The following is an 18,538-nucleotide window of genomic DNA, read 5'->3' as shown; positions in this document are numbered from 1 at the left end:
TTAAAGGTCAGGTGAGGCTGGTCGGGTAAGAGCCCAGCACTTTGAAGAAGGCAGCGTTGTCCTTGAGTTCGGACAAAGCCTTTGCCACGGACGGGTCTTGTACGTGCCCTTCGACGTCTACATAGAAATAATATTCCCAGGTGCCGACACGTGCCGGACGCGATTCAAAGCGCGTCATCGACACGCCGTGCTTGGCCAGTGGCGCCAGCAGCTGGTACACGGCGCCGGCCTTGTTCGGCACCGCCAAGATCACCGAGGTGTGGTCGCGGCCCGACGGGTTGGTCTGCAGGCTGCCGATCACCACGAAGCGGGTGCGGTTGTGCGGGTCGTCCTGGATGTGGGCGTTGACCACACCCAGGCCATACTGCCCGCCGGCGTGCTCACTGGCGATGGCGGCAATGGTCGGGTCCTGCCCTGCCATGCGCGCCGCTTCGGCATTCGAGGCCACGGCGCGGCGCTCGATATGCGGGAAATGTTCGTTCAGCCAGACCTGGCACTGGGCCAGCGCCTGCGAATGGGCGCAGATCACTTGCACGCCATCCATGGTGCCGGTCTTGGTCATCAGGCTGTGATGCACCGCGATGGCGATTTCGCCGGACACCAGGCAAGGCGTGGCCAGCATCAGGTCCAGCGTGCGGTTGACCGCGCCTTCCGAGGAATTCTCGACCGGCACCACGCCGAAATCGGCGGTGCCGGCTTCCGCTGCGCGGAAAACTTCATCGATGGAGGCGCATGGAATGCCGTCGACGGCGGTGCCGAATTGCGCGTACACCGCCTGCTCGCTGAAGGTGCCGGCCGGACCGAGATAGGCCACGGTGACGCGGCGCTCCAGCGCGCGGCAGGCCGACATGATTTCGCGGAAGATGGTCTGCACTTCGCGGCCGCCCAGCGGGCCGGGGTTGCGTTCGGCCACGCCGCGCAGCACCTGGGCTTCGCGCTCGGGACGGAATACGGGCGCGTTGGTTTCGGCTTTTACGTGCCCTACTTCCTGCGCTACTTTGGCGCGCTCGTTGAGCAGCGCCAGGATTTGCGCGTCGATCGAATCGATCTTTTCGCGGAGGGGTTTCAGTTTGTCTGTCATCAGTTTGCGTTCACTTTGTGCCGCCAAATCCGGCAATTCTGGGTCAGACCCAAGGGTCAGACCCTGATACGCGGCGGTCGCGGACGTTGGGTCTGCCCCTTGGGTCTGACCCAGGTTTACCGGGTTCAGCGCCCAGCAAATTCGTTCAAATAATCGACCAGCGCTTGCACGCCCTCGATCGGCATCGCGTTATAAATCGATGCCCGCATACCACCGACGGACTTGTGGCCCTTCAGCTGCAACAGCCCGCGCGCCTTCGCACCGGCCAGGAATGCTTCATTTTTAGACTCGTCGCGCAGGTAGAACGGGATATTCATGCGCGAGCGGTATTCTTTTGCGACGCGATTCTGGTAGAAGTCGTCGGCGTCGAGCGCCTGGTACAGCAGCTCGGCTTTCTCAATATTACGCTTTTCCATGGCGGCCACGCCGCCCTGCTTCTTCAGCCACTGGAACACCAGGCCGGCGATATAAATGCCGTAGGTGGGTGGCGTGTTGTACATCGATTCGTTTTCCGCCACGTTCTTGAAATCGAAGGCGGATGGGCAGAATGGCAGCGCCTTCCCGATCAGGTCATCGCGCACGATGACCACGGTGACGCCGGCCGGGCCGATATTCTTCTGCGCGCCGCCAAAGATGACACCGTACTTGCTCACTTCCACTGGCCGCGACAGGATATGGGACGACATGTCGGCCACGATATCGGTATCGCCCTGCACCGTCGGCACGAAATTGAACTCGACGCCGTCGATGGTTTCGTTGGTGCAGATATGCAGGTACGAGGCGCCAGGCGTCAGCTTCCATTCTTCCTGCACGGGGACGCGGTCGAAACCAGTGGCTTGCGACGAAGCCGCCACGTTGACGCGGGCATAGCGCGCCGCTTCCTTGATCGACTTGCTGGACCAGGAGCCGGTCTGGATGAAATCAATGGTACTGTCGGCGCCGCCGCACAGGTTCATCGGCAGCACGGCGTTCTGCGACAGGCCGCCGCCCTGCATGAACAGGATTTTGTAGTTGTCCGGCACGGCCAGCAGTTCGCGCAGGTCGCGCTCAGCGGCCTTGTAGATCGAAATGAATTCCGGACCACGGTGGCTCATCTCCATCACCGACATCCCGCTGCCATGCCAATCCAGCATTTCAGCGGCCGCCTGTTGCAGCACTTCCTTAGGCAGCACGGCCGGACCGGCCGAGAAATTGTAGATGTTCGCCACGATACTCATCCTCTGTTCCGTTACTCAAAAACTTCCATCACTTCGGCCATCAGCTTTTCGACGCGCGGCATCACGATCTGCTGCGAAACAGCCATCGATTCCGCCGCGATGGCAGGCGTTTTCGCCATCATCTTCTTGCCCAGCGGGGTGCGATAGAAAGCCGCCAGCTGGTTGATTTCTTCAAGGCTGTAATTGCGCGCGTAAATCTGGGTCACCGCCACTTGCATTTCGTCGATCAGCGCAGGATCGGCAAACATCGTGCGCATCTTGCCAACCATAACGGGCAGTTTGCTCTTTGCCAGTTCCAGCGCTTGTGCTTTCTGTTCGGCGTTGAGTTTCTTGTTTGCGTTGATTGCAGCCTCCATGGTCTGCGCCATGGCCGGCTCCATCTGCTGCATGCTGGCCTTCATGGTCTGCTCCATCAGGCTACGGTAATTCATCGAATCCAGCAGCTTGCTCACGGCAGAAACCACAGCCGGGTTGGGCGCCGGCGCGGCAGGTTTATCGGCGGCATGAGCGCTGACAAATGCAAAGGCAGCAACCAGGGATACGGCAAATTTCTTCATCGTGGCTTTCAATTTACTTCGTTTGTTGAATCACGCGCTTGGCGCGTTCCTGCACCAGCTTTTGCGCCACCTGGGCGCTTTCGCCCATCAGCACCGGCATCACTTCCAGCGACTTCTTGCCCACAGGGCTGCGGTAGAACGCTGTCAAGGCCTTCACTTCATCCGCCGTGAAATGGCTCGCATACAGCGGGATCAGCTGGTTGCACAACTGGTCGACCAGTTTCGGGTCGTTGAATTCCTTTTGCAATGCCACGGTCACGGCCGGCATGCGGCGGTCCACGATCGCCATCTCCATCGTGCGCTGCTGGTCGGTCAGGTTCGGCTTGTTGCGCACCACCTCCTCCGCGCGCATGCGCAGGAGCTGCGGCAAAGTCTTCGCCAGGTTCTGCACTGAGGCAGCCATATTGGCACGTGCATTGGTCGCGTCCATCAGTTCGCGGATTGAGGCGTCGCTCGCCGGCCCTGCATGGGCGCTGGCGGCGAGAGCGAATGCCATGGCTGCGAAGGCGATTTTCTTCATGCTCAGGCCTTATTTCTTGCGGAACTGTTCCATCGCCTTCTGGATGCGGGGCCCGGTGACGCGCTGGCTGATGGCCATGGACTCACCCATGATCTGCGGCATCAGTTGCAGGCTCTTCGCGCCGATTGGCGTGCGATAGTAGGCGGCAATCTGCTTCACTTCATCAGCACTGAAATGGCGCGCGTACAGCGCGACCACCTCGGTCTCCATCTCAGAAATGACTGCCGGGTCGTTCATGACGTTCCGGATCACTTCGGCCATCTTCGGCAGGTCCGCGTCGAGTTTTTTCATTTGCTCCTTGCGCTGTACATCCGTCAGGGAGGTATTGCCATTGATCGCAGCTTCGGCTTGCTGGCGCATCATGTTCGGCATGGCCTTGGACATCTGCTCCACCGACGCCTGCCAGGTCGCGCGGTAATGCATCGCATCGAGCAAATCACGCACTGCGGCAGTGGTCGCATTAGCCGGCGCAGGCTCAGCGGCGTAAGCGCCTTGCGCCAGGGCGAGGGAGGCAATCAGTGCTACGATGATTTTCTTCATTGTTTATTCGCTTTTCGAATTTGGAACGTTGAAAAAAACTAACGGGCCCGGCCTGATCGCTCAGACGGGGCCCGTTGCGGGTCAGCCTTATTCGGCTGCTTCGCCGCCTTCTGCTTCCGCCTCCGGCTCGTCGGCGTCTGCTTCGACGATGCGTTGCAAGCCCGAGAGCTTGGTGCCGTCCTCCACCGCAATCAAGGTCACGCCCTGGGTCGCACGGCCCATCTCGCGGATCTCCGAGACGCGGGTGCGAATCAGCACACCGCCGGTGGTGATCAGCATGATCTCGTCAGTCTTCTGCACCAAAGTCGCCGCCACTACCTTGCCGTTACGCTCGGAAGTCTGGATCGCGATCATGCCCTTGGTACCGCGGCCGTGGCGGGTGTACTCCGTGATCGGGGTACGCTTGCCGAAGCCGTTTTCGGTTGCGGTCAGCACCGACTGCTCTTCGTTCTCGGCCACCAGCAACGCGATCACGTTCTGGCCCTCTTCCAGGTTCATGCCGCGCACACCGCGCGCGGTACGGCCCATCGGACGCACATCGTTTTCGTCGAAGCGCACCGCCTTGCCGGCGTCGGAGAACAGCATTACGTCATGCTTGCCGTCGGTCAGCGCCGCACCGATCAGGAAGTCGCCTTCATCGAGGTCGACCGCGATGATGCCGGCCTTGCGCGGGTTGGAGAAGTCCTTCAGCGGGGTCTTCTTCACAGTACCCAGGCTGGTCGACATGAAGACGTAGTGGTCTTCCGGGAAGGTGCGGTTTTCGCCGGACAGCGGCAATACCACGGTGATCTTCTCGTTGTCCTGCAGCGGGAACATGTTCACGATCGGCTTGCCGCGCGAAGTACGCGACCCTTGCGGCACTTCCCACACCTTCAGCCAGTACATGCGGCCGCGGTTGGAGAAGCACAGGATGTAATCGTGCGTATTGGCGATGAACAGCTGGTCGATCCAGTCTTCATCCTTGGTCGCTGCCGCCTGCTTGCCGCGGCCGCCGCGCTTCTGGGCGCGGTATTCGGACAGCGGCTGGGCCTTCATATAGCCCATGTGCGACAGCGTCACCACCATGTCCTGCGGCGTGATCAGGTCTTCGGTCTCAAGGTCGGTCGCATTGTTCTCGATCGACGAACGGCGTGGATCCTTCTCGCCGAATTCCAGCTTGGAAGCGTTCAGTTCGTCGGTAATGATGGCGGTCACGCGGGCCGGCTTGGACAGGATGTCCAGCAGGTCGGCGATCAGGGCCATCACTTCCTTGTACTCGTTGACGATCTTGTCCTGTTCCAGGCCCGTCAGGCGCTGCAGGCGCATTTGCAGGATTTCGCCTGCCTGGTCGTCGGACAGCTTGTACAGGCCATCCGGCTGCATGCCGTAGTGCTTAGGCAGGTGCTCAGGACGGAAGGCTTCGATGCCAGCCTGGCCTTCTTCGCCGGTACGCTTCAGCATCTCGCGCACCAGGGACGAATCCCAGGCCTTGTTCATCAGTTCCTGCTTTGCGATCGGCGGCGTTGGCGCGGCCTTGATGATGGCGATGAATTCGTCGATGTTCGCCAGCGCCACAGCCAGGCCTTCCAGCACGTGGCCGCGCTCGCGGGCCTTGCGCAGTTCGAAGATGGTGCGGCGGGTGACGACTTCGCGGCGGTGCGACAGGAAAGTCGCCAGCAGGTCCTTCAGGTTCATCAGCTTCGGCTGGCCGTCCACCAGGGCGACCATGTTCATGCCGAAGGTGTCCTGCAACTGCGTCTGCTTGTACAGGTTGTTCAGCACCACTTCCGGCACTTCACCGCGTTTCAGCTCGATCACCACGCGCATGCCCGACTTGTCGGACTCGTCGCGGATGTCGGAAATGCCTTCCAGCTTCTTGTCGCGCACGTTTTCGGCGATGCGCTCCAGCAGGGACTTCTTGTTGACCTGGTATGGCAGCTCGTCGACGATGATCGCGGTGCGGCCGCCTTCCTTGCCGTATTCCTCGAAGTGGGTCTTGGCGCGCATGACGACGCGGCCACGGCCGGTGCGATAGCCATCGCGCACGCCGGACACGCCGTAAATGATGCCGCCGGTCGGGAAGTCCGGCGCCGGGATCAGTTCGATCAGTTCATCGATCGAGCAATCCGGGTTGGACAGCACGTGCAGCGCGCCATTGATCACTTCCGTCAGGTTGTGCGGCGGGATGTTGGTCGCCATACCCACTGCGATACCGGAAGAACCGTTGATCAGCAGGTTAGGAATCTTGGTCGGCAGGACGGTAGGCTCTTTCTCCTTGCCGTCATAGTTAGGCGCGAAATCGACGGTTTCCTTGTCGATGTCGGCCAGCAGTTCCTGCGAGATCTTGTCCAGGCGGCACTCGGTATAACGCATCGCCGCGGCATTGTCGCCGTCGATGGAACCGAAGTTACCCTGGCCGTCGACCAGCATGTAGCGCAGCGAGAAGTCCTGCGCCATACGCACCAGCGTGTCGTAAATCGACGCGTCGCCGTGCGGGTGGTACTTACCCATGACTTCACCCACGACGCGGGCGCACTTCACGTAAGGGCGGTTCCACACGTTGTTCAGTTCGTGCATCCCGAACAGGACGCGGCGGTGTACGGGCTTCAGGCCGTCGCGAGCGTCCGGCAGAGCTCGGCCAACGATCACGCTCATGGCGTAATCGAGGTAGCTCTTGCGCATCTCTTCTTCGAGGGAAATTGGGATTGTTTCTTTTGCGAATTGATCCATTGGCGGGTCGATCTATATTGTCCAGGCGTACAAGCCTGCGATTTTAGCATGGCGCCCGGTGGCCTTGGAGAAAGTCATCGGGTTGACACAAAAGCACCTTATTATGACCGCTGCGTTGCAACAAAACAACATTTTGGTCGGATACGCGAAACCGGCCTTTTCCCCGCCTTTTGATGTGCTTTTGCAAAATATGGCAAAATGGACGAGAAATTAATGGAAAATTTAGTTTCAGTAGCTTTACACCCGAATAAGGAAAAGACCAATATGAAGAAACTCCTCGCCACTCTGTTCGCTGCGTCTTCCGTTCTGGCAGGCCCTGTTCTGGCTCAAGAAAAGCCAACCGCACCGCCATTCGCACCAGTGACCCAGGACATCCAGGCCCCAACGCCAAAAAGCGCCTATGTGCAGGACCAGCGCGGCGTGATCGCCCGCAACCCTTTCGGCCTGTGCTGGCGCACCGGCTACTGGACCCCGGCTGACGCCGTGCCAGGTTGCGACCTGCCGCTGTGCACCCCACCGGAAGAATTGAAGGATGGCAAGTGCGTCCTGCCGCCAGCGCCGCCAGCACCCGAGCCAGCGCAGCCGCCAGTGGCCGTGCCGCCAGCACCAGCGCCAGCCGCTCCAGTGCCGACCGCTGAAAAAGTTTCCTTCGCAGCCGACGCATTCTTCGACTACGACAAGGCCGTCCTGAAGCCGGAAGCCAAGGAAAAGCTGGACGACATGGTCAGCAAGCTGAACAGCATCAACCTGGAAGTGATCATCGGCGTCGGCCACACCGACTCCATGGGCACCGACGCCTACAACGACAAGCTGTCCCTGCGCCGCGCAGAAGCCGTTAAAGCTTACCTGCTGAGCAAAGGCGTGGAAGCCAACCGCGTGTACACCGAAGGTAAAGGCGAGAAGCAGCCAATCGCGGACAACAAGACCGCCGAAGGCCGCGCCAAGAACCGTCGCGTGGAAATCGAGGTTGTAGGCACCAAGAAGTAATTCCCGGCGCACTCGCGCTATTGCCAGCCCCGCCCCGTGCGGGGCTTTTTTTTGGAAAAAGGGGACGTAACACATTTTTTTTCGCGAAATGTGTTACGTCCCCTTTTTCGCCCTCTGCTATCATCCCGCCTATGAACGCCGACCCATTAGAACTGCAAAAATTCAGCGAACTGGCCCATCACTGGTGGGATCCCACGTCCGAATTCAAACCCCTGCACGAAATCAATCCGCTGCGCCTGGAATGGATCAACGCCCGCGCCCCCCTGGCCGGGAAGAACGTGATCGACATCGGCTGCGGCGGGGGCATCCTGTCCGAATCCATGGCCCGCAAAGGCGCCAAGGTGACCGGCATCGACCTGTCCGAGAAAGCCTTGAAAGTGGCCGACCTGCATAGCCTTGAATCGGGCGTACCGGTGCGCTACAAACTGATCGCTGCCGAAGAAATGGCAGCGGCGGAAGCCGGCCAATTCGACGTCGTCACCTGCATGGAAATGCTGGAACACGTGCCCGATCCAGGCGCCATCGTGCGCGCCGCCGCCACCCTGGTGAAGCCGGGCGGCCACGTCTTCTTCTCCACCCTGAACCGCAACGCCAAGGCCTACCTGTTCGCGGTAATCGGCGCCGAATACCTGCTGCGCATGCTCCCCAAAGGCACGCACGATTATGAAAAATTCATCACGCCGGCCGAACTGTCGCAATACGCGCGCACCGCAGGATTGCAGGTAGATGCACTGAAAGGCATGGGCTACAATCCGCTGACCAAGGTCTATTCCTTGAACAACGACACCAGCGTCAATTACCTGGTGGCCTGCACCCGCCCTGAATAAGAAGCACTTTCCATGAGCCTGTACCCTGCCCCGCGCGCCATCCTGTTCGACCTGGATGGCACCCTGGCCGACACCGCGCCCGACCTGGCCGCCGCCCTCAACCTGCTGCGCACAGTACGCGGGCTGGAGCCGACGCCATACGAGCTGCTGCGTCCGCAGGCTTCGCATGGAGCGCGCGGCATGATTGGCGTGTCCTTCGGCCTGAAGCCGCAGGATGACGGCTTCGACGAACTGCGCGACGGCTTCTTCAGCAATTACGAAGCCGCGATGGTGGTGCACAGCACCCTGTTCGAAGGCGTCAACGAACTGCTGGCAGGCATTGCCGACGCCGGCCTGCGCTGGGGCATCGTGACCAACAAGCCAAAACGCTTCACCGACCCGCTGGTGCCGCAAATCGGCCTGGCGCTGGCCAGCTGCGTGATTTCCGGCGACACCACCCCGCACGCCAAACCCCACCCTGCCCCGCTGCTGGAGGCGGCATCCCGCCTCGGCCTGGCGCCGGAAGAATGCTGGTACGTCGGCGACGACCTGCGCGACATCCAGGCCGGGCACGCCGCAGGCATGCGCACCATCGCCTGCCAATGGGGTTATTGCGGCGCGATCGAACCGGCCGCCTGGGGCGCCGACCACCTGCTGGCTTCGCCGGCGGAATTGCTGGCCCTGATCCGCGCAACCGTTCCATCCCCGACTTCGTTGGCCGCCTAGAAACAACGTTATAACTTGCCCAACAGCAATAAGTTTCTATACTATAGTCAGTAGTACAGATCTGGAGACTTTATGAACGGCGACGACAACATCGAGGCTGCGCTGCCACCGCGCAGCAGCGCTCCCCAGCGCTGGGATGCCTCGGTTGCCGAGAGCCGCTTCTATTGGTACGACCTGCTGGTGAACGACCCGCTGGTGCCCGATTTTCGCGACCCGATCGGCCGCTACCAGCGCCGCATGCAGTTCGCGCTCGACGCGACCATGGAAAAGCACCTGCTGTTCTTCGTCGTCTCACGCCCCAGGCTGCGCTTCGACACCAAGAAGGGCGCGAGCTGGGGCTTCTTCGGCCTGAAGCTGACGGTGCCACTGCTGGCCGGCGTCGACAACCGTAAGGAATCGATCACGCTGGAACTGGAAGTGCCGTTCGAAGCCACGTTCAAGAAGCCGATCGTCACCCTGCACGACAAATACCTCACGCTGAACTGGGGCGCGCTGACGGAATGCTATTCCGCCCACGACCTGCTGCAGAAATTCCCCAATGAGCTGAAGTACGAAAGCACCGTGCAGTACGTCGGCATCACGCGCGACCCGCAAGCGCGCTTGGCCAAGGGCCGCCTGCCTGCCGTCAACCGCATTGTCGAAGAAAACGACGGCACGCTCGACACCTTCCTGCTGGTCAAGCGCATGGACGTCAACGTGGAAACCACCGTTGCCGACCCGATGGGCGAAGCCTCGACGCGCTCGCATGTCGAAGTGATGGAAGCGGCGCTGATCCGCTACTTCGAAGGCGAAAAGCCCGCCCACCACGGCACCATCGAAAGCAACAACAGGCGCGACCACCTGGCGCAGCTGGTCGACACGTACCAGCTGCAAAGCCTTACAGTCGACCTGGGCTTCAAGGAAGCCGACAGCTTCGACGACCTCAAGTCCGCCAACGCCCCGCTATCGCGCCGCCACCTGGTCGAATTCACGTTCGGCCCCGGCGGCGCCATCCACCCTTCCCGCCTGGCCGACGACGCCCGCCCGCTGATCTCCCTCGAAGAGTAACGCTCACGAAAAGATTCATGTAGAATAGAGTTTCCTTCTGTGGGGACGACCTGGTTTCGACGTGGGTTGCAAAGCAGAACAGGGCATACCGAGGGCTGGTCACCTCGTAAATACATCCAGAAACAAACTAACTGCAAACGATAACTCGTACGCACTGGCAGCTTAATCGCTGACCTGCCCGACAACACCTCGCCCTTCGGGTGTGGCCGCAAGGCCGTGTTGGGTCATTTAGAAGGGATCGGACTTCGAGGGTTCACTTCGAGAAGTCCTAAACTTAAGGTGAATCGCCTGTCCGCAGCGTGCACATCCGCGTCGTACAGGTTAAATTAAATGATAGTGCTAAGTATGTAGAACTGTCTGTAGAGTGCTTGCGGACGCGGGTTCGATTCCCGCCGTCTCCACCAACTGAACATCCCGTAGTATCCAACGCCGTCCCAGTGACGGCGTTTTCCATTCTGCGCCACGCCGCAACCCGTCCCATCGAATTCCAAAAAATCCCAACCGTTCCACCCCAAAATGGCGGTACGATTGGTGGTATTTCCAAAAAACCATCACGCAGTCTGACTTTGATTTGGGGGTATTGCCAATGAGCACGGTTATCACGGACTTGCAGATTCGCAACTTCCTGCGAACGGCCAAAACCAATGACAAGTTCTCGGTCGGCTGCCATGGTCTGCACATCAAAGTCAGTGCGGCTGGCACCCCGTACTGGCACATCAAGTACCGCCGCCCCGTCGATGGTAAAGAAAGTACTTACTCGCTGGATGAACCATACCCGTTCATCTCCCTGGCCGACGCAAAGGAAGAAGCACGTCGCGTGCGCAAGTTGCTCAAGTCCGGCATTGACCCGGTTGTTGAACGCCGACTTGCGCGGGCTTCACGGGTAGCGGAAAACCAGGTGACCTTTGAACAAGCTGGGCGTGAGTGGCTGGCCAAGAGCAAGGTCGAGTGGAGCGAAGTCCATTTCACCAAGTCCAAACGCGCCCTGGAGCGCGACGTGTTCCCTGACCTTGGCAAGCTACCCATCAGCGCCATCACCGCCGCCATGATCGCCCACACCATTGAAAAGGTATGCAAGCGCGGTGCGGTCGAAACCGGGAAGAGAGTCCTCCAGCACGTCACTGGCATTTTCCGCTTCGCCGACGGGAAGGACTACTGCAAACATAACCCAGCTTTATCGGTGCCGGAAGTCCTGCCGAAGGCGAAACAGAAGTCACGTATGTCCGCGCTGCTTGACTGGCGTGAACTTGGCGAAGTGATGCGCGCCGCAAAACAAGCGCGAGTCAGTCCAGCGGTGTACCACGCCCACCTGCTGCTTGCCCTCACGGGGACCCGCATCAGCAACGTTGTCGGCGCCTTTTGGTCGCAGTTTCACCTAGACCTGGAACAGCCGGAGTGGGTCATTCCCCGCAACCTGCTCAAGAAAAAAGATGCCCGCCTGCCGGACCTGGTCATCCCGCTCCCGCCAGAACTGACCCGGGTGTTGAAGGCTTGGCGCCAAGTCACCGGCGGCGAAGGCTTCGCATTTCCATCACCAAGTAAAGACAAGGAATCCGTTTCGCGTGAAGCGCTGGAGAAGTTCTATCGAGAGACGCTTGAACTGCGCGGCAAGCACACCCCGCACGGCTGGCGCAGCTCGATGACCACCTTGGCCAAAGACACCGGCATGGACAAGGACGCCATCAAGATTGCGACCGACCACGCGCACGCCAGTGATACCGAAATGCGCTACGACCGGGGCTGGCGCTGGCCGCAGCGCATTGAACTATTTGCTTGGTGGGAAAAGAAGCTGCTGGAAGAAGAAGCAGGTAACGTCATCCCCCTACCCCGTCCGCAGCGCTCCGTAACGAAATAGTGGACGGCTCTCACCCTTTGTCGCACCACAGCAACACCTATAGAAAATTTAAAATCCGCAGAACTCACAGGCTGGCCCTGCGGGGCTTCAGCAAGGACATCGGCTGCTGCTCGAACTCCCGGAAATTTAGGCGCACAGGGTTTCCCTGTGACGCACTGTTTTCTACCGAAATTGGGCCTGACAAAGCCGTATTTTCTATAGAGATTTCTGGGTAAGATGCAATCACCGACGCAGCCCAGCCCAAGCGAAACTGCCCTCCGGTAAAAAAGGCGACGCCCCAGGTACTTGGCGGTACCTGAGGCGTCTGATGTTGCAGTCACAGCGAACGCATGCTCACAGTGGCTATCCGTGCGGGATAGTTCAAGAGTAGCGCCGCGACAGGTTTCGGTCAATCGCTATCTTGCTATATATGGCGTGATCCGGTCCCTGCTGCCGCAGCTACTTTGTTCATTGTGGTTATGCGTTTGCCCCTACCCAAGGAGCATTACATGACTACTTTGCAGTTCCTCCGCCTCCCGGCAGTTAAAGCCCGCACCGGCAAATCCCGTAGCGCGATCTACCGCGACATGCGCGCTGGTACGTTCCCGCAGTCGATCCGCGTGGGCTTGAACTCGGTCGCCTGGTCCTCCCAACACATCGACGATTGGCAAGCCGCCCGCCTGCAAGGCTTCCCGAAGTAAGGCCTGGCCAGCCCGCGCTGTGCCATCAGGTTTCCTTCGGGCGTACAACGCTCGACGCAAGCCCCTTAGCAGTTCAGCGCGACTGCTCACTTCGCCCTCGGCATCACATGTCGGCTGAAGCCTCCCGGCTCAGCATCCAAATTTGGATTCTCCGCGCCCCCCCAGAGCGGCGCCGCACCATTGAAAGGATTTACCATGGCCACCAACTCCGCAACCGTCATGCGCATCAAGACCCTTAGCCGCAAGACGACCCGCGCCAGCAGCAACGATGAAGTCCTGCACGTTTGCGCCCGTCACAACCTGCGCGAATTCCAATCCACTTGCCACGACCACGAAACCGGCAACATCAATCATCACCTCAGCGAATTGAACGTCATCCTGCGCGGCGCACACAGCGCTGACGAGGTCGCATCGCAAGCGCAAAAGCTGATGGACGCAGCCGAAGTAGCGGTCACCCGTGTCAACGCGACGATGGGGGCCGAAGTAGTATTCTCCCTGGACCCCGCCATGAAGCAGACCGCTACCGAGTACTTCCGTGATTGCGTGGATTGGCTCGCTGGCTACTACGGGGTACCAATCCTCAGCGCCGTTTGCCACTTCGACCAACCCATGCCGCATTGCCACGTCCTGTTGCTGCCACTGCGTGATGGCATCTGGCTGGGCAGCAAGCTGTTCGGTGATCGCGGCGCAGTCGCTGCATTGCATGAAGACCTGTACCGCAAGGTTGGGGCCAAGTACAACGTGCCACGCAGCGTCACCCGCAAGAAGGTCCCCTACAAGACGCGCCGCAAACAGTCATCCGAACTGGTTGCAGCGCTCCAGGCCAAGCCAGACTTGCTGAACGCAGCGCCAGTAGCCAACGCGCTCATCGAAATGATCCAGGTGGCCCCGGACAAACTGGCAAACGTTGTCTATAGCATGCTGGATAGCCAGAACGACCAGCACGATGACGGCCCCGCCGATATCGCCGCTTAAACTCTAAGAGGAAAGGCGCGGTGTAACGCACCTCGGAAAAACCCCTATCCTGTGTTAGCAGATTTGCCGTACCGACACAGGAGGGGGCTGGCGGGGCAAGACAAGCCGTGCAACGGGTCCCGCCAACAGTCGAAAACTCACGGTCCAAATTTGGAGCGTCAGCATAAGCCGGGGCTGAATATGCGGCTCAATTTTGAGCCACGACTTCATCGAACTTGAACCTGGTTTGCAGCAAGGTTTGCACCCTCTACGCGAGAGCCGCAGGGTGCGCACCATCAGCGTATTCTCGCGTAAAGGGCGTTGTTTTTCTGTTGCGCGGCCACCTGGGTACGCAGTACGCATTTCAGTACGCACCGTCTACACGCGAGAAAACAGGGCCGTCGATTGCCCTCACGCCTCGGCAGTCCGCCATCCTGCTCGACACCTGACCGCAAGGACGAAGAGTCCGAACGAAAAAACCGATATCCCGGCCAGGGGCATTAGCGCCGGTGGCGTGCCGGAAGGGTCCAACGCCATAGCGAACACTAGCGGGCCACTTGCCTTTGCCAACAATGCTGGTGCCGCCAGTGCGCCGGAAATCGCGCCATACTGCTTGCGGCCAAACATCGCCGCAGGCAACGTCCCTCGCAGAATCGTAAGGACACCGTTACTTAGCCCGTACAGAATGCTGAACACGCCAACCGCGTATGCGTACTTGCCGAACAGCGCGAGCGCAAGCAGTGCGGCAGGCAATGCGGCAAACGTGTACGCGCCAATGACGGCAGGCGGCGTGCCGGCGCCCCAGGTGCGCTCCAACAACCTCCCGATGACCTGCATCGGGCCAATCAGAGCCACCAGCAGAAGCGCCAATTCCATGCCATGCCCTAGGGTCTGAATGACACGAATCAGGTGAACAGACAACGCTGAGAAAATGAAGGCATTGAACGCGAAGGCCCCAACCAAAAGCCAGAATTGCGGCTGCCGCACGGCCTGCGGCAGCGTCACGCCAGCGTGCGGAGAGCTACCCAAATGTTCATGGTGTTGGCCACCAAGCATGAAATGCAGTGGCATGCACAAGACCACCTGCACAACAGCATATATCATCAAGGTGTCGCGCCACCCGACCCGGGTTGCCAACGCTTCGGTCAACGGCCAGAAGACCGTGCTGGCAAGCCCGCCCACTAAGGTCACCGTCGAAATTGCCTTTGCAGCATCACTCATCACCAACCTGTTCAGCGTAGCAAAAGCCGCCTCATACAAGGTCAGCGACATGGCCACTCCGAGTACGGACCATGCCACCACATAACCGCTGAATGAGCCAGCCGAAGCCATAACCCACAGCCCCACCGCCGCCGCAACAGAACCCAGCACCATGATCCAGCGCCCGCCATGCCGGTCAATCGCAATCCCGACTGGCGTCGCCGCAAGTCCGGCTACCAGCACGCACCATGAAAACGCACCAAAGGTCTGGCTGGCCGATAGCGCGAGGTCGGCTTGAATTCGGGTCGCCAACACGCCAAAAGCGTAGTACAGCATGCCCCAGGAGGTAATCTGTGTAACCGCCAATATGGCAATGGGTTTCCGGTTTTGCATTACCGCCCTTTCATAGCGCCGCCCGGCAGCAGCCTGGCATGAACATGGATAACACCTGCTGCACGAACGACGAACGCGCTGGATATTGGGATGGCTGGTACAGTCCCACTGCTACGGGATCATTTTCCTTCGGACTGTATCTGAACGTGCCGAACACTATGTCCCACATTACCAGCGCCCTGCCAAAGTTGCGATCACCCTCTTTAGCATTGTCCGCGTGATGCCAACGGTGAACCTCGTTGGTGCTAAACACATAGTTCAGCCAACCGCTTCGCAGCGGCAGGTTGGCGTGTTGCAGCATCAGGACTGGATAGGTCAAAGCCAAGTACCCAAAGATGACGTCGTTCGGCGTTCCGATCAGCAGCAGCGGCGCGAACCCGAGCACGTAGTTAATCCCATAGTTCAGCGGGTGAATACGGAAGTTATTCAACCAGTACAGGCGCTCGCTGCTGTGATGCAGTGCATGCAACCACCACAGGGCGGGCAGGCGGTGATGCAAGCGGTGCGACCAATAGCTGGTGAACTCGGCAATCGCGGCTGCGAGCACCACCTGCGCGAGAAACGGCCACTCAATTGGAAAGAGTGCCGAGCCAGCGGCCTGCACACTCGGTCCTACCACCGCAAGCAACACCACCGGCAGCATCCACTTCAGCAAGGGATCGATCACAGCGAAAAGCAATGTCGCGCTGGTGACGTCGGCGCGCAGGTCCCCTTGGTTAGCAGTCCAGCCGATCCGATATGGCAGATATCGTTCAGCAAATGCGGCGGCAATCAGGATCAGGACATTCGGGACAACCACCGCAAGTTCCAGGTCGATGCCAAAAGTCTTCGCGCCAAGGAACGAGCCTACGCTAAGCATTAAGCCCGCAGGAAGGAAATACCGGGCACCCAGGGTTTTAAACATAACGCCTCCACCTCTTTAAGCGCAGCAAGCGCTGGCTTTGGGAGCAGGGGCGCACGATGACAACGTTGAACAACCCAAACGGCCCTGTGCTTTCTCTGTCTCATCCAGCGCACAGCAAGCCGAACTTGCATCGACGGCGGGTCCGCCACAACAACCCGGCTCCGAAGCAGCGTTACCGTCGTAGGCGAAGTGGGTGTTACATACGCCTGTTTCTGGCAGGTCCAGCTGCACGTCATCAGCTGCGGCCATATCACCAACCAGACTCGCCACCACTGAACGAACCTGCTCATAACCAGTCGCCATGAGAAAATTCGGGGCGCGCCCATAGCTCTTGGCGCCGACCGCGTAGTAGCCCGGCTCAGGGTGGGCCAGCTCACGATGGCCGTGTGGACGGACCGTACCGCAGCTATGTTCATTCGGATCGATTAACGGGGCCAGTGCATCGGTACTCTCCAGCCAAGGATCGTGCCGAACACGCATTTCGCGGGTCAGCGTCAAGTCAGGGCGCGCTCCAGTCGCAGCAACTATGCGATCAATGCCGTCGATGGCTACCTGCTCGCCGTTTGGCGCCTCGCCAACGGCTTGGATGCCCTCAGTGGTCTGATGCAACGCGGTCATGCGGAAGTTAGTGTGCAATTCCAGCTTGCCAGAATCTCGCAGCGACTTCAGACGCAGGCCCAGTTGGCCGCGAGCTGGCAGGCCATCGGCGTCGCCGCCACCGAACACCCGCGCCAATTGATCGCCGCGAGTCGCCCACACGATGGACGTGCCAGGCACGGTTTCCGCGATGTCTGCCAGCGCCAGCAACGTGCCGGCTGCGGAGTGGCCCGCACCGACGACCAGCGTGCGCTTCCCGGCGTAAGTGGTGCGGTCGATCCCTGCAACATCAGGCATACCGTAAGCAATTTGTGCTGCCAAGCCAAGTTCACCCAATGCCGGCAGGCCATTTGCACCCAAGGGGTTCGGGTTCGCCCACGTCCCGGTGGCGTCAATCACGGCTTGCGCATGATAGTCGCGTTCACCATTCGGCCCCACCACTCGGATAACAAACGGCGCTTGTTCTCGCCCCCGGCTTTTCACCTTGTCGAAACCCTGTCGTGTCACCTGGATGACCTTGTGCCCCAGCTTCAAGGCCGACGCAATCTCTGGCAGCTCGGCCAACGGGGTAAGATACGCCTCCAACAGTTCGCCAGCGGTGGGTAGGCCATCGTGTGCCGGTGAACGCCAGCCACTCAGTTCCAGCAGTTTACGCGCCGCTTTATCAATGTTGTACTGCCAAGGCGAGAAGAGTCGCACATGCCTATAGGTGTTGAGGTTTGCGCCGATTTCATCGCCTCGTTCAAAGATGAGTGGGCGCAGGCCACGTTGAATCAAGTGAGCTGCTGCGGCCAAGCCCACAGGGCCAGCGCCAAGCACTGCAACTGGAAGTCCGTTCAAGGTCATCATGATGTTGTTCCTTTCGATCAGAGCTTGGCAACCATGGCGGTCGCCGATGCCGGGCATACGCCCTGGAATTCACGGGATGCTTGCAGGGCTGAAGGCGTATCAGCGCGGGCAATCTCACTAAAGCCTCGTTTGCTGAAGAAGGCAGCAGCGGTGGTGGTCAGCAGGTACAGCTCGACGACGCCACGTTCTTTTGCCTGAAGGCGTAGGTTCTGGAGGAGTTGCTGTCCCACTCCGGTGCCGCGCAAGCTGGCATCCACCGCGACAGAGCGCAGTAACGCTGTCACGGCATACTGCTCGAAGCCGCCAGTGCACAACAGGTGACCACCAACTTCGCCCACTACGAAGTTTTGAAGGTGATCCGCAGCGCCTTCCAAAGGAAGCCTTGCCGCAACCAGCAGCTCCTCGATTCCAGGCCAATCGGCAGGCGTCGCCGGACGGAAGGTCATCTCATTTTTCATGTATCGCTCCATTTCTAATTCGTCGAATTACGAATAGATAAGTAAAAAATTTTCAAAGACAACCGATCAGCTTCTTCAACTGCTCCAGCCGTTCGGGATTGACGCAATAGCAGACCCGCTGTTCATCGGCAGAACCAAGGATCAGTCCAGCCTGCTTGAGGATAGTGACGTGCTGCGAAATGGTTGATGGAGCCAAAGGCAACACATCGGTCAGGCTGCCGAAGTAACACGCGCCATAAGCCGCCAGATAGCGCAGTAGCTGCACCCGCGCAGGATGGGCGAGCGCCTTGCACAGCGCAGCCAGCTCATCGACATCCAGCTCAGGCAGGTCAGTTTTCGTGTTTGGGGTGCAGCAGCTAATCATGTTCATCAGGCAATTCGTCAATCGACGAACGAAGAATATTCCCCATGTCATCAAGCTGTCAAGATATTTCGATATTCTTTGAAACGTCGTATCA

At 59.6% G+C, this 18,538-nt stretch carries 18 protein-coding genes and 1 other RNA gene; 8 read left to right on the top strand and 11 right to left on the bottom strand.

Translation table 11 applies throughout. The annotated features are described in order from the left end of the window. Positions 1 to 7 precede the first annotated feature (7 nt). The 6 genes from pheA to gyrA all read right to left on the bottom strand — a co-directional run bounded on the left by pheA (position 8) and on the right by gyrA (position 6,624). Complete coding sequence (pheA, locus tag GM658_RS08410) at positions 8 to 1,081, bottom strand: prephenate dehydratase (protein ID WP_155453569.1); 1,074 nt, start codon at positions 1,079 to 1,081, stop codon at positions 8 to 10. Between the two features lie 125 nt (positions 1,082 to 1,206). Continuing rightward, positions 1,207 to 2,298 carry a 3-phosphoserine/phosphohydroxythreonine transaminase gene (gene serC, locus GM658_RS08405; protein WP_155453568.1) on the bottom strand — a complete coding sequence of 364 codons (1,092 nt, stop codon included), beginning with the start codon at positions 2,296 to 2,298 and terminating at the stop codon, positions 1,207 to 1,209. An 11-nt stretch (positions 2,299 to 2,309) separates the two neighbouring features. Further along, the gene (locus tag GM658_RS08400; RefSeq protein ID WP_155453567.1) at positions 2,310 to 2,855 is read right to left on the bottom strand and encodes a DUF2059 domain-containing protein; all 546 of its coding nucleotides are present in this window, start codon (positions 2,853 to 2,855) and stop codon (positions 2,310 to 2,312) included. Positions 2,856 to 2,868: 13 nt separating this feature from the next. Further along, positions 2,869 to 3,375 (bottom strand): DUF2059 domain-containing protein, encoded by a 507-nt coding sequence (locus GM658_RS08395; RefSeq protein WP_155453566.1) that lies wholly within the window; start codon positions 3,373 to 3,375, stop codon positions 2,869 to 2,871. Positions 3,376 to 3,384: 9 nt separating this feature from the next. Continuing rightward, positions 3,385 to 3,915 carry a DUF2059 domain-containing protein gene (locus tag GM658_RS08390; protein WP_155453565.1) on the bottom strand — a complete coding sequence of 177 codons (531 nt, stop codon included), beginning with the start codon at positions 3,913 to 3,915 and terminating at the stop codon, positions 3,385 to 3,387. 87 nt (positions 3,916 to 4,002) lie between these two features. Further along, the gene (gene gyrA, locus GM658_RS08385; RefSeq protein WP_155453564.1) at positions 4,003 to 6,624 is read right to left on the bottom strand and encodes a DNA gyrase subunit A; all 2,622 of its coding nucleotides are present in this window, start codon (positions 6,622 to 6,624) and stop codon (positions 4,003 to 4,005) included. Positions 6,625 to 6,888: 264 nt separating this feature from the next. On the opposite strand from gyrA, the gene ompA reads away from it, so the two are divergent. The 8 genes from ompA to GM658_RS08345 all read left to right on the top strand — a co-directional run bounded on the left by ompA (position 6,889) and on the right by GM658_RS08345 (position 13,700). After that, positions 6,889 to 7,611 (top strand): outer membrane protein OmpA, encoded by a 723-nt coding sequence (ompA, locus tag GM658_RS08380; protein WP_155453563.1) that lies wholly within the window; start codon positions 6,889 to 6,891, stop codon positions 7,609 to 7,611. 131 nt (positions 7,612 to 7,742) lie between these two features. Next, positions 7,743 to 8,438, top strand: a complete 696-nt coding sequence (gene ubiG, locus GM658_RS08375; protein WP_155453562.1) for a bifunctional 2-polyprenyl-6-hydroxyphenol methylase/3-demethylubiquinol 3-O-methyltransferase UbiG — start codon at positions 7,743 to 7,745, stop codon at positions 8,436 to 8,438. A gap of 12 nt (positions 8,439 to 8,450) precedes the next feature. Further along, the gene (locus tag GM658_RS08370) at positions 8,451 to 9,143 is read left to right on the top strand and encodes an HAD family hydrolase (protein WP_155453561.1); all 693 of its coding nucleotides are present in this window, start codon (positions 8,451 to 8,453) and stop codon (positions 9,141 to 9,143) included. A 72-nt stretch (positions 9,144 to 9,215) separates the two neighbouring features. Beyond that, positions 9,216 to 10,190: a hypothetical protein gene (locus tag GM658_RS08365; protein ID WP_155453560.1), complete on the top strand. Its 975-nt coding sequence runs from the start codon at positions 9,216 to 9,218 to the stop codon at positions 10,188 to 10,190. A gap of 41 nt (positions 10,191 to 10,231) precedes the next feature. Further along, positions 10,232 to 10,594, top strand: a transfer-messenger RNA (tmRNA) gene (ssrA, locus tag GM658_RS08360). A gap of 182 nt (positions 10,595 to 10,776) precedes the next feature. Continuing rightward, a complete protein-coding gene (locus GM658_RS08355; RefSeq protein ID WP_155453559.1) occupies positions 10,777 to 12,045 on the top strand; it encodes a tyrosine-type recombinase/integrase in 1,269 nt (422 codons plus the stop codon). 488 nt (positions 12,046 to 12,533) lie between these two features. Then, positions 12,534 to 12,725 (top strand): helix-turn-helix transcriptional regulator, encoded by a 192-nt coding sequence (locus tag GM658_RS08350; protein WP_155453558.1) that lies wholly within the window; start codon positions 12,534 to 12,536, stop codon positions 12,723 to 12,725. Positions 12,726 to 12,920: 195 nt separating this feature from the next. Further along, a complete protein-coding gene (locus GM658_RS08345; RefSeq protein WP_155453557.1) occupies positions 12,921 to 13,700 on the top strand; it encodes a plasmid recombination protein in 780 nt (259 codons plus the stop codon). A 390-nt stretch (positions 13,701 to 14,090) separates the two neighbouring features. Here GM658_RS08345 and GM658_RS08340 read toward each other — a convergent pair whose 3' ends face one another. The 5 genes from GM658_RS08340 to GM658_RS08320 are packed head-to-tail and all read right to left on the bottom strand — an operon-like array spanning position 14,091 to position 18,450. After that, on the bottom strand, positions 14,091 to 15,272 hold the full coding sequence (locus GM658_RS08340) for an MFS transporter (protein ID WP_155453556.1): 1,182 nt from the start codon (positions 15,270 to 15,272) through the stop codon (positions 14,091 to 14,093). Positions 15,273 to 15,282: 10 nt separating this feature from the next. Further along, positions 15,283 to 16,176, bottom strand: coding sequence for a sterol desaturase family protein (locus tag GM658_RS08335; RefSeq protein WP_155453555.1), 894 nt, complete (start codon positions 16,174 to 16,176; stop codon positions 15,283 to 15,285). A gap of 15 nt (positions 16,177 to 16,191) precedes the next feature. Continuing rightward, positions 16,192 to 17,622 carry an FAD-dependent oxidoreductase gene (locus tag GM658_RS08330; RefSeq protein WP_229416820.1) on the bottom strand — a complete coding sequence of 477 codons (1,431 nt, stop codon included), beginning with the start codon at positions 17,620 to 17,622 and terminating at the stop codon, positions 16,192 to 16,194. 17 nt (positions 17,623 to 17,639) lie between these two features. Then, positions 17,640 to 18,080: an arsenic resistance N-acetyltransferase ArsN2 gene (arsN2, locus tag GM658_RS08325; RefSeq protein ID WP_155453554.1), complete on the bottom strand. Its 441-nt coding sequence runs from the start codon at positions 18,078 to 18,080 to the stop codon at positions 17,640 to 17,642. Between the two features lie 52 nt (positions 18,081 to 18,132). After that, entirely contained in the window at positions 18,133 to 18,450 is a 318-nt protein-coding gene (locus tag GM658_RS08320) for an ArsR/SmtB family transcription factor (RefSeq protein WP_229416819.1), read from the bottom strand. Positions 18,451 to 18,538 lie beyond the last annotated feature (88 nt).

The organism is Massilia eburnea (assembly GCF_009720745.1).
Classification (GTDB): domain Bacteria; phylum Pseudomonadota; class Gammaproteobacteria; order Burkholderiales; family Burkholderiaceae_D; genus Rugamonas; species Rugamonas eburnea.
Note: the sequence above shows the minus strand (reverse complement) of the source record. Positions and strands in the feature narration are given on the sequence as shown.

What these genes read in the sequence shown, in the direction of transcription:
- pheA (WP_155453569.1), bottom strand. Translation starts at nt 1,081, where the DNA reads ATGACAGACAAACTGAAACCCCTCCGCGAAAAGATCGATTCGATCGAC.
- serC (WP_155453568.1), bottom strand. Translation starts at nt 2,298, where the DNA reads ATGAGTATCGTGGCGAACATCTACAATTTCTCGGCCGGTCCGGCCGTG.
- GM658_RS08400 (WP_155453567.1), bottom strand. Translation starts at nt 2,855, where the DNA reads ATGAAGAAATTTGCCGTATCCCTGGTTGCTGCCTTTGCATTTGTCAGC.
- GM658_RS08395 (WP_155453566.1), bottom strand. Translation starts at nt 3,375, where the DNA reads ATGAAGAAAATCGCCTTCGCAGCCATGGCATTCGCTCTCGCCGCCAGC.
- GM658_RS08390 (WP_155453565.1), bottom strand. Translation starts at nt 3,915, where the DNA reads ATGAAGAAAATCATCGTAGCACTGATTGCCTCCCTCGCCCTGGCGCAA.
- gyrA (WP_155453564.1), bottom strand. Translation starts at nt 6,624, where the DNA reads ATGGATCAATTCGCAAAAGAAACAATCCCAATTTCCCTCGAAGAAGAG.
- ompA (WP_155453563.1), top strand. Translation starts at nt 6,889, where the DNA reads ATGAAGAAACTCCTCGCCACTCTGTTCGCTGCGTCTTCCGTTCTGGCA.
- ubiG (WP_155453562.1), top strand. Translation starts at nt 7,743, where the DNA reads ATGAACGCCGACCCATTAGAACTGCAAAAATTCAGCGAACTGGCCCAT.
- GM658_RS08370 (WP_155453561.1), top strand. Translation starts at nt 8,451, where the DNA reads ATGAGCCTGTACCCTGCCCCGCGCGCCATCCTGTTCGACCTGGATGGC.
- GM658_RS08365 (WP_155453560.1), top strand. Translation starts at nt 9,216, where the DNA reads ATGAACGGCGACGACAACATCGAGGCTGCGCTGCCACCGCGCAGCAGC.
- GM658_RS08355 (WP_155453559.1), top strand. Translation starts at nt 10,777, where the DNA reads ATGAGCACGGTTATCACGGACTTGCAGATTCGCAACTTCCTGCGAACG.
- GM658_RS08350 (WP_155453558.1), top strand. Translation starts at nt 12,534, where the DNA reads ATGACTACTTTGCAGTTCCTCCGCCTCCCGGCAGTTAAAGCCCGCACC.
- GM658_RS08345 (WP_155453557.1), top strand. Translation starts at nt 12,921, where the DNA reads ATGGCCACCAACTCCGCAACCGTCATGCGCATCAAGACCCTTAGCCGC.
- GM658_RS08340 (WP_155453556.1), bottom strand. Translation starts at nt 15,272, where the DNA reads ATGCAAAACCGGAAACCCATTGCCATATTGGCGGTTACACAGATTACC.
- GM658_RS08335 (WP_155453555.1), bottom strand. Translation starts at nt 16,176, where the DNA reads ATGTTTAAAACCCTGGGTGCCCGGTATTTCCTTCCTGCGGGCTTAATG.
- GM658_RS08330 (WP_229416820.1), bottom strand. Translation starts at nt 17,622, where the DNA reads ATGATGACCTTGAACGGACTTCCAGTTGCAGTGCTTGGCGCTGGCCCT.
- arsN2 (WP_155453554.1), bottom strand. Translation starts at nt 18,080, where the DNA reads ATGAAAAATGAGATGACCTTCCGTCCGGCGACGCCTGCCGATTGGCCT.
- GM658_RS08320 (WP_229416819.1), bottom strand. Translation starts at nt 18,450, where the DNA reads ATGAACATGATTAGCTGCTGCACCCCAAACACGAAAACTGACCTGCCT.